This window comes from Halobacterium zhouii (genome assembly GCF_021249405.1).
GTDB lineage: Archaea > Halobacteriota > Halobacteria > Halobacteriales > Halobacteriaceae > Halobacterium > Halobacterium zhouii.
Genome location: NZ_CP089593.1, coordinates 833,375 through 847,907 on the forward strand (window position 1 = coordinate 833,375; position 14,533 = coordinate 847,907).

The following is a 14,533-nucleotide window of genomic DNA, read 5'->3' on the forward strand; positions in this document are numbered from 1 at the left end:
GGCGTAGAACTCTGACCTATGCGACTCCGAAGAATCCTGGCGGGAGCGGTCGGGGGGCTCGTCGCCGTCGAAGCCGCGAACCGCGTCCTCGCCGCCCGGTCGGACCCGTTACCGCCCGCGCTCGCCGGCGACCAGGGAACCTACCGATGGCGGGGGTTCGACGTGGCGTACACGGAGGCCGGCGACCCCGAAGACCCGGACGTCGTCTGCCTGCACGGCGTGCACGCCGCGGCGTCGACCGCTGAATTCGACGCGATTCTCGACGCGCTCGCGGCCGACCACCACGTCCTCGCGCCGGACCTGCCGGGATTCGGCTGTAGCGACCGACCACCGGTGGCGTACACGTCGACGCTGTACGAGTCGTTCCTGGCGGACTTCCTCGCTGACACCGCCGACGACCCGGTCGTGCTCGGGAGTTCGCTCGCCGGCGGGTGGGCGGCGGCCGCCCTCGGCGCGGACGGCGTCGACGCCTCCCGCCTCGTGCTCGTCTGTCCGACGGCGGACACCGGGCCGCTCCGCCCGTGGGTGCGCCGACTGTTTCGGTCGCCCGTTCTCGGAACCGGACTGTTCAACGCGCTCGTGAGCAAGCCCTCGCTGCGCGCGTTCGACGAGCGCGACGCCTTCTACCGCGCCGCGAACGTCCCCGACGAACTCCTGGACCACCAGTGGCGGACCGCCCACCAGCCGAACGCGCGGTTCGCGCCGGCGTCGTTCGTCAGCGGCTACCTCGACCCGACCGTGAACCTCGGCCGGGAACTCGCGGCGGCCGACTGTCCCGTCACGCTCGTCTGGGGCCGGGAAGCCACCATCACGCCGCTCGCCGACGGCCGCGTACTCGCGGACGAAGCGGACGCGCGACTGGTCGTTGTCGACGACACTCGCTTGCTCCCACACGCAGAACAACCCGACGCGTTCCTCGAAGCCGTCCGCAAGGACCTGCCTCGTCTCGAAGCGGAGTGACCACGCCGACCGCGGGGACCGAGGCGGCGCGCGGCCCGACTACCGCGGTTCGAAGCAGAGCAACCGTTCGCCCGTCGTCTCGCTCTCGCCGACCCGTGGCGTGACTTCGAGGCCGTTCTCGGCGTCCGCCTCGTCCGCGAGCACCTGACCCGTCAGTCGAACCGGACCGAAGTCCACGACCGCCGTGACGTACGGCGCGTCGTCCACGAACGACGGCGTCGCGACGTGAATCGTCGTGTGCGTCTCGACCGTTCCCGTCTCGGGGAGCGGTTCCTCGGTGAGTTCTCGACTCGCGCAGTGCGGGCAGACGCGCCGCGGCGGCAGACTCCCGTGGCCGTTCGCGCACTCCAGGTAGTAGCCGTCGCCCGATTCGAGGGCGTCGAGCCAGTCGTCGTAGCCCGCGTCTCTGGTCTCCGTCATTCTTGTACCTCCAAGACGTGTACGACAGCACTCGCGACCGTGCCACCCGCGTTGTGCGCGACGCCGACCCGGGCGTCCGGCACGTACTCGCTGTTGTGGTGGTCCCCGCGCAACACCCGCGTCAGTTCCGCGACCTGGCTGGTGCCGGTCGCACCGACCGGATGGCCCTTCGCTTTCAGGCCGCCCGAGAGGTTCACCGGCAGATCGCCCTCGCGCGTGGTCACGCCGTCGCGCGCCGCGGCCACTCCCTCACCTGTCTCGAAGAAGCCGAGAGACTCCGTCGCGAGCACCTCCGCGATGGTGAAACAGTCGTGGACCTCGGCCACGTCGACGTCGCCTGCGGTGACGCCGGCGTCCGCGTAGGCCTCGTCCGCGGCGTCCGTCGCGGCGGGCGACGTCGCCACGTTCTCGCGGTCCTGGAGCGCCATCATGTCGCCGCCCTGCCCGGTTCCCGTGATGGCGATGGACGCGTCGAGATCGTTTCGCTCGGCGTAGTCCTCGCTCACGAGCACGACGGCGCTCGCCCCGTCCGTGATTGGGCAGGCGTCGTAGAGGTGGAGCGGCGACGCCACGGGCGGACTGTCCATCGCTTCCTCGACGGTGATCTCGCTCTGGTACTGCGCGTGGTCGTTGCCCACCGCGTTCTCGTGGTTCTTCACCGCAATGTGCGCGAGGTCCTCGCGCGTCCCGCCGAACTGCTCGAAGTACGCGTTCGCCATCAGCGCGTACGCTCCGGGGAACGTCATCCCGGCGCGCACCTCGTACAGTTCGTCCGCCGCGATTGCGAGCGCCTCCGTCGTCCGCGCGGTGTCGAGGTTGTTCATGCGCTCGGCGCCGCCGACGACGAGCACGTCGGCTTCGCCGTTGCGCACGTCCCGCACCGCCTGCCGGAGCGCCACGCCGCTGGACGCACACGCGCTCTCGTACCGCGTTGCGGGTGCGTGTACGCCGAGTGATTCTGCCGCGAGCGGGCCCTGGTGACCCTGGTGCTCGCTCAGTTCGCCCATGAAGTTCCCGTAGTGGACTGCTTCCACGTCCGCAGGGTCGACGCTGGCGTCGTCGAGGGCGGCGAGGCCGGCTTCCGCGAACAGGTCGCGGCTCGTGCGCTCGGGGTGGTTCCCGAAGTGGGTGAGACCAACCCCGGCGACTCGCGCGTTCGTCATACCTCACAATAGTTCAGGCCGGTTCAAAAGGTGTGCGGAACCGGGGGGGACTGCTCCCGCAGTTACTGCCTGTTACTACATTCCCATGTCAACGGCCGCGTCGGGAATCGGCAGGTCGTTCGGCGGGACGCCGAGCAACTCGGCCGCGTGGTCGAGGGCCATGTCGAATCCGTAGTAGCGTTCCAGTTCGTCGCCGTCCGCGCTCGGCCGCACCTTCAACATCGCGTACCCATCGACGTTCTGCGCGACTGCCGCCGTCTGTTCGTTCCGCTCGAACGCCAGGACGCGCTCGGCCTCCGTCTCGTGGTAGCGCGCGGTGACGCCGTTCGCCTCGGCGGTCTCCTCGGTCATTGTCGGTGGTTCGGCGGGGTGCGGGAAAAACGAGTCGGGTCGCGTCGGTGCGTGAAACGCTGCCGATTCGGACGAACTTATGTCCGCGGCGCGCACGCCGTACGGTATGCGCGCTGTCATTCGGGGGAGCAGTAGTGACTGAATCCGGTCCCAGTGGCGAACCGGGCGAGAACGCCGTCGGAACGAGTTCCGACGAACCCGACGGCGCTGACGCACCGGCGGACGCCGTCGACGACCAGCGACGGAACGCGGCCACCGGCCAGTCGCTGTCGTTCACGCTGGCGGGCGTCCGCGAGGGCTTCGTCACCGGGTTCCCGGTCGCGGTCGGCGTCGCCGGCTACGGAGTCGTGTTCGGCGTCGTCGCCCGCCAGTACGGCCTGAGCGTCGCCGAAGCTGCGCTGATGAGCGCCACCGTCCTCGCCGGCGCGGCACAACTCGTCGCCGTCGAACTGTGGGCCAACCCGATTCCCGCCGTCGCTGTCGTCACCACGACCGCCATCGTGAACCTCCGGTACGTGCTGATGGGGGCGGCGCTCCGCCCGTGGTTCCGTCACCTCTCGCCGCTGGAAGCGTACGGCAGCGTGTTCTTCTTCGCGGACGAGAACTGGGCGCTCTCGATGGCGGAGTTCCGCGCGGGCAGCACGCGCGGTGCGTTCCTGCTCGGCAGCGGCCTCGTCCTCTGGTTGCTCTGGGTGGGTTCGACGGTTCTCGGCGCGACGGCCGGCGGTCTCGTCGGCGACCCCGCGCGCTTCGGTCTCGACTTCGTCGTCACCGCGCTGTTCGTCACGCTCGCCGTCGGCTTCTGGGAGGGCCGCGAGTCGCTCCGACCGTGGGCCGCCGCCGCTGCCGTGGCGGTCACCGTGAACGCCGTGGTCCCCGGCCAGTGGTACATTCTCGCGGGGGCGCTCGCCGGCGCCGGCGTGGAGGTGTTGTTCTACGATGAGTGACGCGCTCGTCCTCCGCTCGAACGTCGTCGCGGTGATTCTCGCGATGGCCGTCGTCACGTACGCCACGAAGGCCAGCGGCCTCTGGGCGCTCGGCCGGGTCGAGATCTCCGAGCGCGTGCAGGCCGGGTTCGACGCGCTCCCCGGCGCCGTCATGGTGGCGTTCGTCGCGCCCGCTCTCGTGAACGGCGGGCCGGCGGAGTGGGGCGCGGCGGCCGTGACCGCCGTGGTGGCAAAGCGGACGGGGAACCTCCTGCTGTCGCTGATTGTCGGGGCCGCCTCGGTGCTCGCGCTCAGGGCAGTTGTCTGATATCCGGGTGAACGCGCCTGCGTTCACTCGTCGGTCCGCGATTCGAGGGAATGCCTGAGGTCGATGGACGCCTGACGGATACCCTCCACCTCCTCGAGGTCGACCTGACCGACCTCCCATGCCACCCGGAGAAGTTCCCGAATCTCCTCGAGGAGCGCGCGGGCGAACGCTTGGGTGTCGATTCGTGGCCCCTCCGGCGGGAAGTCGAAGTGAAGCGGCTTCCCCCTGTGGTCAGTGTGGACGAGTCGCATCGTCTCGTCGTCGACCGCCTCGAACCGGAACCTGGTCGGGGAGTCCATGCACTGGATCTCCCTTGACCCGCCCTCGAGGACGGTACGCGTGGCGATAGCGAACTGCGTGATGATTCCGAGGAAGTCGACGGCATTGGCTCGCTCCTCGTCGCCGAGGAACCACCGGCCGTCGAGGCGAACGCGGAAACCGACCATCGCCAATCTGTTTCCTTCCGCGAGTTTCGACCGGAACCGCTCGTCGTTCAGGTCGAACCTGACGGCCACGTCCTCGTGGACGGTATCCGCGTACGGGTCCGTGTCGACGTCCTCGTCGATGTCACACACCACCAGTCGGGCGTCGTCCACGGCGACGTACGCGCACTCGTCGATTCCCGCGTCCGCGACGACTTCGTCCGCCGCGCCGGCCTCGCGGGCGGGCCGCGTGGTCTGCCGGAGCGGCACGCCCACAGGCGTCCCGGCGATGTCGAGTGGCACTGCAACTCGGCGACCGTCCCACGAGCAGTGGGCCGTTCGCCGCCCGACGACGCCGGCGCACCCCTCGTCCGACGTCCACAGTCCAGTGACCTCCCGGTCTGCCGGGCGCACACGCTGGTAGCCGGTTATCGCCACAGACAGCGTGCGCGACTCGCCGACCAGCGCCGGCGGGTAGCGCTCCTCGGGGTCACGGACGGACAGCAGCGTGCCGTCCTCGAGTTCCACGTCGAGGACGGCGTCCCCGCTCGGTGCCTCGTACCGGTGGCAAACGAGGCCGTGGACGCGGAACGCGGCGTCCGCTCCGTCGAAGGTCTGCGCGGGTGGCATCGAAACCCGACTTCTCGGGTGGGGGACAAATAGTTCGGGGTGGCGTGGGACCCTCTCGCTCGGTGGCCCGTTGCTGGCGTCCTCTTTACTCCAACAGTCGCTGCGCGATGGTGTTCCGGAGCACCTCGCTGGTGCCCTCGTAGATCTCGTTGAGTTTCGCGTCGCGGTAGTACCGCTCCACCTCGAAGTCCGTGGTGTAGCCGTAGCCGCCGTGGATCTGGATGCCCTCGTTCGTGACCTCCCGGGATATCTCGGAAGCGTGGAGTTTCGCTTGCGCGGCGGTCTTGATGAAGTCCTCGCCGCGGATCTTCTTGTCCGCCGCGTCGTGCATCAGGAGCTTCGCGGACTGGATCTTCGTGTCCATGTCCGCGAGTTTGTGCTGGATGGTCTGGAACTCGCTGATGGGCTGGTCGAACTGCTCGCGGTCCTGGGCGTACTCCAGGCTGTCCTCGAGGGCGGCGCGCGCGAGGCCGATGGACCGCGCGGCGATGGTGATGCGCCCGCCGTTCAGCGTCTCCAGGGCGTGCCGGAAGCCGTCACCCTCCTCACCGAGGATGCGATCCTCGGGAATCCGCATGTCGTCGAAGCGCAACTCGGCGGTCGGACAGCCCTTGTCGCCGAGTTTGTGCTCGGTGCCCTCGACGTGGAACCCGTCGTCGTCCTCCGGGCGCACGACGAACGACGAGACCCCCTTCGGGCCGGCGTCCTCGTCGGTCTTCGCGAACACCGTGACGGTGTCCGCGACGCTGCCGTTCGAAATCCAGAGCTTGCCGCCGTTCAGCACGTAGGCATCTCCGTCCTTCTCGGCGGTCGTCTCCATCGCGGGGACGTCGGAGCCGGCGCCGGGTTCAGAGAGCGCGAACGCGCCGATGTCGTCGCCCCGGTTGAGCGCCGCGAGATACTCTTGTTTCTGGTCCTCGTCGCCGTACTCGTAGAGCATGTTGCCCGCGAGACTCGTGTGCGCGGCAACGATGGTGCCGAGGCCGCCACTACCGCGCGCGATCTCCTCGAGGCCGATGGCGTAGGAGTGATAATCGAGGCCCGCGCCGTCGTACTCCTCGGGGAACGGCATCCCCATCAGGCCCAGTTCGGCCATCTGGTCGACGAGGTCCGCGGGGAACTCGTCGGTCTCGTCGATCTCTGCGGCCCGCGGCTTCACTTCCTCGTCGACGAACTCCGCGACCATGTCCCGTATCTGCCGTTGCTCGGCAGTGAGGCTGAAGTCCATAAATAGGGGTTGCCGTCTCGTTCCTTTACTGTTCTCATCGCTGCCGCGGCCCGTCCCTTTTTGCGCTTCCTTCTCTTAGCAGACGACAGCGATGGCTGGAGGTCACCCCCCGAAACAAGTGAAAATAGGTCGAGAGTGGTGCCACTCGGTGGTTCAGGACGTTTCGCGCACGTTCGCGCTGACGATCGACGCGCTCGAGGAGCCAATGGCCACGCGAATCTGCGTCGGGTACCTTCTCTGCCGAGTAGCTGACACCATTGAGGACGCAGGTTCGATACCCCCAGCCGAGCAGGCGAATCTTCTGCGGACGTACGACGAAGCGCTCGACCCCGACTCGGAGACGACACCGGCGGCGTTCCTGTCGGCGGTCGACGAGTGGATTCCCGCCGACCCGGATGCCGACTGGACTGTCGTCTCGGAGACAGCGGAAATCGTCCGCGTGTTCGAATCCCTCGATGCCGACGCACAGGAGGCTATCCGCCCGACCGTTCGGGAGATGGCGACGGGGATGGCGGCGTTCGTCGAGCGCTACGAGGACGAGGGCGGCCTCCGCATCCAGTCCCCGAGCGAACTCGAGGAGTACTGCTGGTACGTCGCGGGCACGGTGGGGGAACTCGTGACGGAACTCCTCGCGGACGTCGCGGACACCGAGGACGCCGAGGCGATGCGCACCCACGCCCAGTCCTTCGCGTTGCTTCTCCAGCTCGTGAACGTCGCGAAGGACGTGAGCGACGATTACCGGGAGGAGAACAACGTCTATCTCCCGGATACGTGGCTCGACGACGAGGGCGTCGACCCGGAAGCGGTCGCCGACCCGTCGAACGCGGAGGCCGTCGGCTCCGTCGTCGATCGCGTCACTGACCGCGCCCGCGGTTACGCGGACGGCGCCCAGCGCTGGCTGGAGGTGATGCCCACGACCCAGGGCAACACGCTGGCCGCGTGGGCAGTGCCGTTCCTGCTCGCTGTCGGTACGATTCGAGAGCTGAAACGGCGGCCGGCAGACGTCGTCGTGGAAGGCGACGTGAAGGTCTCGCGCGCGGAGGTTCAGGCGGTCCTCGAGCAGGTGTATGGCGAGTTCGACCAGTCTTCGCTCGCGGGGCTCCGCGAGCAGATTGCGGGCGCGCCGTTGCGGTAAACAGCGATCACGTTTCGTTCAGCAGCCACCTCCTCTCGTTCGCGACGATTCACCACGGCGAAGCGAACCACCCACCCAGGAATGCAAGAAGCTGCATAAAATTCACTGCATAGGTCGGTTTTGGTGCATGTATCCACAATGTTCAAATGGGTGGCGTACACAGCCACGATATGGCAACCGGGGATTCAACGACAGATTCGGCGGAAGCGGGTCCAAATATAACGTACGGAATCGAAGAGGAGCCACCGCTTCCGGAGGCAGTTCTACTCGGATTACAGCACGTTCTTGCAATGTTCCTGGGGAACGTCGCGCCCGCCATCATCGTCGCCGGCGGCATCGGCGCGCTCACTGGACAGATGTCCTACCTCGTCCAGGTAGCGCTCATCGTCGCCGGCGTCGCCACCATCGTTCAGGCGTACCCCATCGGGCCCGTCGGCGCGCGCCTCCCCATCGTCATGGGGACCAGTTTCCCGTTCGTCGCCGCCATCATCGGCATCGGGAACACGTACGGGATCGCCGCCGTCTTCGGCGCCTGCCTCGTCGGCGGCCTCTTCCAGACGGTCCTCGGCTTTTCCTTCGGCCACATCAAGCAGTTCTTCCCGCCGCTCGTCAACGCCATCGTCGTGATGCTCATCGGCCTCACGCTCATCCCCGTCGGTATGGACTACGCCGCCGGCGGCGCCGGCGCGGCCGACTACGGCGCGCTCGAGAACCTCGCGCTCGCTGGCCTCGTCCTCGTGGTCACGCTCGGCCTGAACCAGCTGTTCGAGGGTTTCGTCCGCATCGCCAGCGTCTTCGTCGGCATCCTCGCCGGCTACCTCGTCGCCATCCCCCTCGGCATGGTCGACTTCGCGGGCGTCGCAAACGCCGCCTGGTTCGCCGCCCCCGAACTCCTCCCGTACGGCGTCGCCTTCGAACCCGGCGCCATCGTCACCATCGCGTTCCTCTACGTCACCACCGCCATGGAGACCATCGGCGACATCTCCGGAACCACCAGCGCCGTCGGGCGCGACGCCACCCAGGACGAACTCGAGGGTGGTCTCGTCGCCGACGGTCTCATGAGCGCGCTCGGCGCGCTCGTCGGCTCCCTTCCCAACACCTCCTTCAGCCAGAACGTCGGCCTCATCAACCTCACCGGGGTCGCCAGCCGACACGTCGTCGCTATCGGCGGCGCGTTCCTACTCGTCCTCGGTTTCGTCCCCAAGGTCGGCGCCATCGTCTCCGCGATGCCCGCGCCAGTTCTCGGCGGCGGCGCGCTCCTCGTCTTCTCCATGATCTTCTCCAGTGGCGTGCGCATCCTCTACGACGACGTCGCGTTCACCCACCGCAACATGACCATCGTCGCCGCCTCCATCGGTCTCGGCCTCGCGGTCAAACTCCGCCCCGAAGCCCTCGCCCAGCTTCCACAGGACGCCCAGTTGTTCTTCGGCTCCGGCCTCATCACCGGCGGCTTCGCCGCACTCATCCTCAACGTCGTTCTCCCCGAAGACGCCCCCTTCGGCGACCGCTCGCCCGCTGATACGACCGTCTCTGCGGACGACTAAGCTCGACCTTTTGCGCTGCGTGAGGCGCGCTCCGCGAGCCTCATCTGCTCACGGCGCACAGCGCCGTTCCCATGGTTAGCGGGACCGGAGGTCCCGCTCAACTCGGCAAAAGCTCGGCCAAAAGCACTCCTCCTTCGTGGTCCGAGAGACGCCGGAGGCGTCTCTCGTTATCACGAGAGAGCTTCGCTCTCTCGAACGACTTCGCTAACGCTCCGCTCAGTCGTCGGCCTCCGCTCACTTCGTTCGCGGAGTGAACCGCTTCGCTCAGGCTTTTCAAGCCCTCGCTCGCGGATGCTAACAACTACCGGCTGGTTCGACTGCCGATATCTGCCGGCTGCGTAGATTCAAGTAAGAAGCCGGGACCAACCCGGGGCGTGACGTAGAAACCGCCCGATGCGCCCGGATGTAGAACGGCGGCAGAGCGCATCGGAGACAGTTCGCCGCCTGCAAGCCCTGTTCGAGATACTCGGCGCTACTCGTAGTCGTAGAAGCCCGTCCCGGTCTTCTTGCCGAGGTCGCCGGCGTCGACCTTGCGCTTGAGGAGGTAGGCGGGCTTGTAGCGGTCGCCCAGTTCCTCGTGGAGCGTCTCGCTCGCGTCGAGACAGATGTCGAGACCGATGTGGTCGGCGAGTTCGAGGGGACCCATCGGCACGTTCGTGCCGAGTTTCATCCCCTTGTCGATGTCCTCCTTCGACGCGACGCCCTCGTCGAACGCGCGGATGCCCTCGTTGAGCCACGGCATCAGGATGCGGTTCGTGACGAATCCGGGTTTGTCGTCGGACTCCCAGGTCTCCTTGTCGAGCGCCTCCGCGAACTGGTGGGCGAACTCGACAACGTCATCGTCGGTCTTCTCACCGACTACGACCTCGACACCCGTCATGACTGGGACGGGGTTCATGAAGTGGAGGCCGACCACGTCCTCGGGGCGGTCGGTGACCGACGCGATGGTGGTGATCGAGAGCGTGGACGTGTTCGTGGCGAGTACGACGTCTTCGGGGAGTTCCTCGTCGAGGTCCGCGAAGATGTCCTGCTTGACGTCCATGTTCTCCACGGCGGCCTCTACGACGACGTCGCAGTCCGAGAGCTCGGAGAGCTCGGTCGTGCCCTGGATGCGTTCGAGCACGTCGAGTTTCTCCCCTTCGTCGAGTTCCTCCTTCTCGACGAACCGGTCGAGTGAGTCCTCGATGCTGTCGAAGCCACGCTGGACGTACTCCGTCTCGACGTCGCGCATCACGACGGAGTACCCGGCCATCGCGCTCACCTGAGCGATGCCCGCGCCCATCGTTCCCGCGCCGACGACGCCGACGGTCTCGATGTCTTCGAGGTCGCGCATGCGCGTACCTGCACGACGACTCCACCTAAGGATGCCGGAACGCGGAAACCACGCGAGACGGGTGAAACGTGGAAACACTCAAGCACCTCCGGTGGTATCCATCTGGCAACCGTGGCACAGAGCGACACCCGCGATGCGCTACTCGCACTTCGACACGTCGGTCCGGCGACAGCGGACGCGCTGACGGACGCAGACGTCGAAGCGAGCGCCATCGAGTCGAAGACGGTGTCGCACGCGGACCTCGTGGCGGCGGGCGTGAACCCTGGAGTCGCCGCTCGGATTCGCCGAGAACATTCCCTTCAGTGGTCCTTCGAGGGCGGCCAGGATCTCGGCCGGCGCGCCGAACAGGTTCGCGGCCTGCACGACGACGAACGCGAGTGGGTGGCCGCGAGCTACGGCGACGACGCGAACGCGTCCGCCGACGGGAGCGGCGACGCCGCCGCGGAGGAGGCCGCGTGGCGGGACAGACCGATATCGGCGAGCGACCCGGAATCCGACGCGGAGGCCGAGTGGCAACGGCAGTCGTGGCCGAACGAGGACGAGAACGCGGATCGCAGCGAAATCTCGTGGCGGGAGCGGTCGAAACCCACGCCGGTGACCGCACTCGAGGGCGTCGCCGACGGCGACGCCAAACTGCTCGCGCGTGCCGGCATCACGTCGGTCCGTAGCCTCGAAACCGCGAACGTGGAACGGACAGCGGACTCACTGGATATTCCTGCCGACCTCGTCGAGGCGTGGCAGTGCGCGGCCCGCGAACTCGACTCGTACTCGGATTCGAGTAAATAACGCCGTCAGAACGGCCGACGACGCTCCGTTCGGACAGTTAGACACTTATACGTCCTTGCCGCACGTTTGCTTGATGCTCTCGTTCGAGGACTCCCCGATTGCGCGCGACGGGAAAGTACTGATTCTCGCGTACGACCACGGACTCGAACACGGCCCGGTGGACTTCGAGGACGTGCCCGAGACGATGGACCCGGAGACGGTGTGGGACGTCGCGACCCACGACGCGGTGTCCTCGCTCGCCGTCCAGAAGGGAGTCGCCGAGGCGTACTACCCCTCCTACGAGGACGACGTGAACCTCCTCGCGAAACTCAACGGCACGTCGAACCTCTGGATGGGAGAGCCCGATTCGTCCGTGAACTGGTCGGTGGACTACGCCGCAGAGGTCGGCGCGGACGCCATCGGGTTCACGATGTACGGTGGGTCGAACAACGAGATCGAGATGGCCGAGGAGTTCCGGAAGGCCCAGGAAGCCGCCCGCGAGCACGACCTGCCCGTGGTGATGTGGTCGTACCCGCGCGGCCAGGGTCTCAAGAACGACAAGAAGCCGGGCACCATCGCGTACGCGGCGCGGCAGGCGCTGGAACTTGGCGCGGACATTGCGAAGGTAAAGTACCCCGGTAATCCGGACTCGATGTCCCACGCGGTGAACGCGGCGGGCCCGACGAAAGTCGTGATGTCGGGCGGGTCGAAGACGAGTGACCGCGAGTTCCTCTCGACCGTGAAAGACGCCATCGACGCGGGCGCGGCCGGGTTGGCGGTCGGTCGGAACGTCTGGCAGCGCGAGAACGCGGCGGGGTTCCTCGACGGCCTGGAGGCGGTCATCTACGAGGAGACGACCGTCGACGAGGCGCTCTCCCGGATCTAAATGTCGGTATCGCGTGTACTCGACGTCGTGGCCGACGCGGCCCCCGAGATCCGAGCAGGGTTGCCCGAGCGCCGCACGAAGGCGGAGACGGAAAACGAGAGCGGCGAGGCGCAACTCGAGGCGGACCTGTGGGCGGACGACCTGTTGTACGACCGTCTCGCCGACGTGGACGGCGTGAACTGGTACGGCAGCGAGGAGCGAGCCGATCCGCTGACCGTGGGGGACGCCGAGGACGGCGTCGCGGTCGCCGTCGACCCGCTCGACGGTTCCTCGAACGTGAAGTCGAACAACCCCTGTGGGACGGTCGTCGGCGTGTACGACGAACCGCTGCCGGCGCCGGGGTCGAGTCTCGTCGCGGCGGCGTTCGTGCTGTACGGACCGATCACGACGATGACAGTGGCCCGCGACGGTGACGTCACGGAGTACCTCCTGGAGGGAGGCGAGCGTACCGACCTCGGTGGCGTAGAACTGCCAGAGAACCCCGTCGTGTACGGGTTCGGTGGGCGCGTACCTGACTGGACCGAGGCCTTCGAGGCGTACGTGCGCGACGTCGAGCAGGAACTCAAACTCCGGTACGGTGGCGCGATGATCGCGGACGTGAATCAGGTGCTGGAGTACGGCGGCGTCTTCGGCTATCCGGGCTTGCAGTCCCAGGCCGAGGGGAAACTACGCGCGTGCTTCGAGTCGATGCCCATCGCGTACATCGTCGAGACGGCGGGTGGCGCGTCGAGTGACGGCACGCGGTCGCTGCTCGACCTCGACCCCGATGGCCTCCACGAGCGGACGCCGACATTCGTCGGGAACGAGTCGGTCATCGAGGACCTGGAGGCCGCGCTTTCGGACTAGTTTTCGGTTCTCCAGTTCCTTACCCCTCTCCTCGGAGTCATCCCACTTGTCGACGGCTGTCAACGACCCGTCGAACGACCGGGTGGGGCCGGTCGAGGCCGTGAATCGAGTCTGGGAATGCCGGGCGCCATCAGGTCCGGGCCACGTCGTTGGCGTCCGCGATTACCTTGTACACGAATCCGATGAGACCACCGAGGACTGCCGTGAACCCGGCGAGGAAGAAGACCGCCGCGAGGAGTTGGCCGACGAGTCCGCCACCGCCGCCGCGAACCGCCCAGTCGGCAGCGAACCAGCCGCCGAGAAGCATCGCCACGTAGCCGCCAAGAACGACGACGTACAGGACGGCCATCTCCCGACTCAGGGCGTACGCGAGCGCCTCGCGTGGAGTAACTGTTTCCATGATTACATCTGGGTGCGGTAACGAGATGAAGTTACCGCGGAAGTGGCGTCTCCTCACTGTTCTGGTCAAGCGATTTCCCCGGGTAACGGCGTACACGCCACCGACACGGTAATACGGTCCGGCGGAACGGCCATCAAGTCGACTGTCGACGTCTACGAGGACTCTACAGAACACGCGCTAGTGCTCCGTGGGCCGCCGACTGCTGTGCCGGCGGCGCGGAGCGTGTCAGAGGCACAGCCGGTGTCGAAACACCAGCGTCGAATGGTCTCTTCTCGAGTGTCTTTACTTCATCTACTGGCCGTGTTGTCGAAATCTGGCGAACTCACCTAAGTCTACTGGTCATTTATACGCCTACCCACAGAAATTTACGTTTGACTGATAGACCGAACCACGATGGTGGACGGTGACGTGGCTAGCACGGTCGAACTTCTCGCGCGGCGGGCAGAGCTGTTGCGATCCCTTCGCGCGGGCGCCGAGTCGAAACGCGACCTCGTCGACGCGTTGTCGGTGTCGCGTTCGACCGTCGACCGGGCGATCCGGCGCCTCGAGTCTCACGGCTTCGTCGCGCGGTGCGAGGGGGCCGTCGAGATCACGCTGAAAGGGCGTCTCGCGCTCACGGCGTTCGAGTCGTTCGCGGCCGACGTGTCTAGTCTCGACGCCGCGGGAGCGGTGCTAGAGCGGATGGGGGCATCGTCGAGGATGGACGTCTCCATGCTTCGGAACGCCGACGTCGTCGAACCGGACCGAGTGACGCCCAATCGGCCAGCGGGCGCGCTGCTCGAGCACCTCCAGAACGCGACGAGCGTCCGGGGATTCACGAACGTCGTTTTGCCGTCGTACGTGGACGTGTTCCGGGAGAACATTCTGAACCACGACGTCCCGGTCGACCTCGTGGTCACACCGGACGTGTTGGAGGAGTTAGTGGCGAACTATCGCGACACGCTCGACCAGACACTCGAGACGGAGTGTCTCGACCTCCTGTGTGCGAACCGCACACTCGAGTACAGTCTCCTCGTCGTGGATATCGGACGGCAAACGGTGGTCGGTGCGCTCGTGTACGACGAGCAGGGCGTCTTCGGTGTCCTAGAGAACGACGACGACCGGGCGGTGGAGTGGGCTACTGACCTACTCGACGAACTCCGTTCGAACGCGGACCGCGTTCCAATGTGAGCGACGGCAGGCCGGCGAACCAGTCA

General features: G+C 66.9%; 16 protein-coding genes. 9 read left to right on the forward strand and 7 right to left on the reverse strand.

What is annotated here, in order from left to right:
• Positions 1-18: 18 nt before the first annotated feature.
• Complete coding sequence (locus LT970_RS04265; protein ID WP_232688222.1) at positions 19-960, forward strand: alpha/beta fold hydrolase; 942 nt, start codon at positions 19-21, stop codon at positions 958-960.
• A gap of 39 nt (positions 961-999) precedes the next feature.
• Here the strand turns inward: LT970_RS04265 and LT970_RS04270 are convergent, their stop codons facing one another.
• From LT970_RS04270 to LT970_RS04280, 3 genes are all read right to left on the reverse strand, one after another.
• Positions 1,000-1,380: a Zn-ribbon domain-containing OB-fold protein gene (locus tag LT970_RS04270; protein WP_232688223.1), complete on the reverse strand. Its 381-nt coding sequence runs from the start codon at positions 1,378-1,380 to the stop codon at positions 1,000-1,002.
• Positions 1,377-2,543, reverse strand: coding sequence for a thiolase domain-containing protein (locus LT970_RS04275; RefSeq protein ID WP_232688224.1), 1,167 nt, complete (start codon positions 2,541-2,543; stop codon positions 1,377-1,379). The genes LT970_RS04270 and LT970_RS04275 overlap by 4 nt, the downstream gene beginning before the upstream one ends.
• A 75-nt stretch (positions 2,544-2,618) precedes the next feature.
• Complete coding sequence (locus tag LT970_RS04280; RefSeq protein ID WP_232688225.1) at positions 2,619-2,894, reverse strand: DUF7111 family protein; 276 nt, start codon at positions 2,892-2,894, stop codon at positions 2,619-2,621.
• 134 nt (positions 2,895-3,028) lie between these two features.
• Here LT970_RS04280 and LT970_RS04285 point away from each other — a divergent pair, with 134 nt between their 5' ends.
• Together LT970_RS04285 and LT970_RS04290 are read left to right on the forward strand one after the other, a co-directional pair.
• Positions 3,029-3,841: an AzlC family ABC transporter permease gene (locus tag LT970_RS04285; protein WP_432419604.1), complete on the forward strand. Its 813-nt coding sequence runs from the start codon at positions 3,029-3,031 to the stop codon at positions 3,839-3,841.
• Positions 3,834-4,148, forward strand: a complete 315-nt coding sequence (locus tag LT970_RS04290; RefSeq protein ID WP_232688226.1) for an AzlD family protein — start codon at positions 3,834-3,836, stop codon at positions 4,146-4,148. Before LT970_RS04285 ends, LT970_RS04290 begins: the two co-directional genes overlap by 8 nt.
• A 23-nt stretch (positions 4,149-4,171) precedes the next feature.
• On the opposite strand, the gene LT970_RS04295 is transcribed toward LT970_RS04290, so the two are convergent.
• Positions 4,172-5,200: a hypothetical protein gene (locus LT970_RS04295; RefSeq protein ID WP_232688227.1), complete on the reverse strand. Its 1,029-nt coding sequence runs from the start codon at positions 5,198-5,200 to the stop codon at positions 4,172-4,174.
• A gap of 85 nt (positions 5,201-5,285) precedes the next feature.
• Complete coding sequence (locus LT970_RS04300; RefSeq protein WP_232688228.1) at positions 5,286-6,428, reverse strand: acyl-CoA dehydrogenase; 1,143 nt, start codon at positions 6,426-6,428, stop codon at positions 5,286-5,288.
• 91 nt (positions 6,429-6,519) lie between these two features.
• On the opposite strand from LT970_RS04300, the gene LT970_RS04305 reads away from it, so the two are divergent.
• Complete coding sequence (locus tag LT970_RS04305; RefSeq protein WP_232688229.1) at positions 6,520-7,563, forward strand: phytoene/squalene synthase family protein; 1,044 nt, start codon at positions 6,520-6,522, stop codon at positions 7,561-7,563.
• Positions 7,564-7,733: 170 nt separating this feature from the next.
• On the forward strand, positions 7,734-9,107 hold the full coding sequence (locus LT970_RS04310) for a uracil-xanthine permease family protein (protein ID WP_232688230.1): 1,374 nt from the start codon (positions 7,734-7,736) through the stop codon (positions 9,105-9,107).
• 472 nt (positions 9,108-9,579) lie between these two features.
• Here the strand turns inward: LT970_RS04310 and LT970_RS04315 are convergent, their stop codons facing one another.
• Complete coding sequence (locus LT970_RS04315; RefSeq protein WP_232688231.1) at positions 9,580-10,440, reverse strand: 3-hydroxyacyl-CoA dehydrogenase family protein; 861 nt, start codon at positions 10,438-10,440, stop codon at positions 9,580-9,582.
• Between the two features lie 111 nt (positions 10,441-10,551).
• Between LT970_RS04315 and LT970_RS04320 the strand changes: the two genes are divergently transcribed.
• The 3 genes from LT970_RS04320 (at position 10,552) to LT970_RS04330 (ending at position 12,937) form a co-directional block, all read left to right on the forward strand.
• Positions 10,552-11,226, forward strand: coding sequence for a DUF7409 domain-containing protein (locus LT970_RS04320; RefSeq protein ID WP_232688232.1), 675 nt, complete (start codon positions 10,552-10,554; stop codon positions 11,224-11,226).
• 73 nt (positions 11,227-11,299) lie between these two features.
• Positions 11,300-12,091, forward strand: coding sequence for a class I fructose-bisphosphate aldolase (locus LT970_RS04325; RefSeq protein WP_232688233.1), 792 nt, complete (start codon positions 11,300-11,302; stop codon positions 12,089-12,091).
• Positions 12,092-12,937 carry a class 1 fructose-bisphosphatase gene (locus LT970_RS04330; protein WP_232688234.1) on the forward strand — a complete coding sequence of 282 codons (846 nt, stop codon included), beginning with the start codon at positions 12,092-12,094 and terminating at the stop codon, positions 12,935-12,937.
• A gap of 130 nt (positions 12,938-13,067) precedes the next feature.
• Here the strand turns inward: LT970_RS04330 and LT970_RS04335 are convergent, their stop codons facing one another.
• Positions 13,068-13,337: a hypothetical protein gene (locus LT970_RS04335; protein WP_232688235.1), complete on the reverse strand. Its 270-nt coding sequence runs from the start codon at positions 13,335-13,337 to the stop codon at positions 13,068-13,070.
• Between the two features lie 393 nt (positions 13,338-13,730).
• On the opposite strand from LT970_RS04335, the gene LT970_RS04340 reads away from it, so the two are divergent.
• Complete coding sequence (locus LT970_RS04340; protein WP_232688236.1) at positions 13,731-14,507, forward strand: helix-turn-helix transcriptional regulator; 777 nt, start codon at positions 13,731-13,733, stop codon at positions 14,505-14,507.
• The last annotated feature ends 26 nt before the right edge of the window (positions 14,508-14,533 follow it).

Bases quoted from the DNA above. Each gene is read 5' to 3' on its own strand.
- LT970_RS04310 (WP_232688230.1), top strand. From the start codon at position 7,734: ATGGCAACCGGGGATTCAACGACAGATTCGGCGGAAGCGGGTCCAAAT.
- LT970_RS04300 (WP_232688228.1), bottom strand. From the start codon at position 6,428: ATGGACTTCAGCCTCACTGCCGAGCAACGGCAGATACGGGACATGGTC.
- LT970_RS04270 (WP_232688223.1), bottom strand. From the start codon at position 1,380: ATGACGGAGACCAGAGACGCGGGCTACGACGACTGGCTCGACGCCCTC.
- LT970_RS04335 (WP_232688235.1), bottom strand. From the start codon at position 13,337: ATGGAAACAGTTACTCCACGCGAGGCGCTCGCGTACGCCCTGAGTCGG.
- LT970_RS04275 (WP_232688224.1), bottom strand. From the start codon at position 2,543: ATGACGAACGCGCGAGTCGCCGGGGTTGGTCTCACCCACTTCGGGAAC.
- LT970_RS04265 (WP_232688222.1), top strand. From the start codon at position 19: ATGCGACTCCGAAGAATCCTGGCGGGAGCGGTCGGGGGGCTCGTCGCC.
- LT970_RS04295 (WP_232688227.1), bottom strand. From the start codon at position 5,200: ATGCCACCCGCGCAGACCTTCGACGGAGCGGACGCCGCGTTCCGCGTC.
- LT970_RS04290 (WP_232688226.1), top strand. From the start codon at position 3,834: ATGAGTGACGCGCTCGTCCTCCGCTCGAACGTCGTCGCGGTGATTCTC.
- LT970_RS04315 (WP_232688231.1), bottom strand. From the start codon at position 10,440: ATGCGCGACCTCGAAGACATCGAGACCGTCGGCGTCGTCGGCGCGGGA.
- LT970_RS04280 (WP_232688225.1), bottom strand. From the start codon at position 2,894: ATGACCGAGGAGACCGCCGAGGCGAACGGCGTCACCGCGCGCTACCAC.
- LT970_RS04330 (WP_232688234.1), top strand. From the start codon at position 12,092: ATGTCGGTATCGCGTGTACTCGACGTCGTGGCCGACGCGGCCCCCGAG.
- LT970_RS04305 (WP_232688229.1), top strand. From the start codon at position 6,520: ATGGCTGGAGGTCACCCCCCGAAACAAGTGAAAATAGGTCGAGAGTGG.
- LT970_RS04325 (WP_232688233.1), top strand. From the start codon at position 11,300: ATGCTCTCGTTCGAGGACTCCCCGATTGCGCGCGACGGGAAAGTACTG.
- LT970_RS04340 (WP_232688236.1), top strand. From the start codon at position 13,731: ATGGTGGACGGTGACGTGGCTAGCACGGTCGAACTTCTCGCGCGGCGG.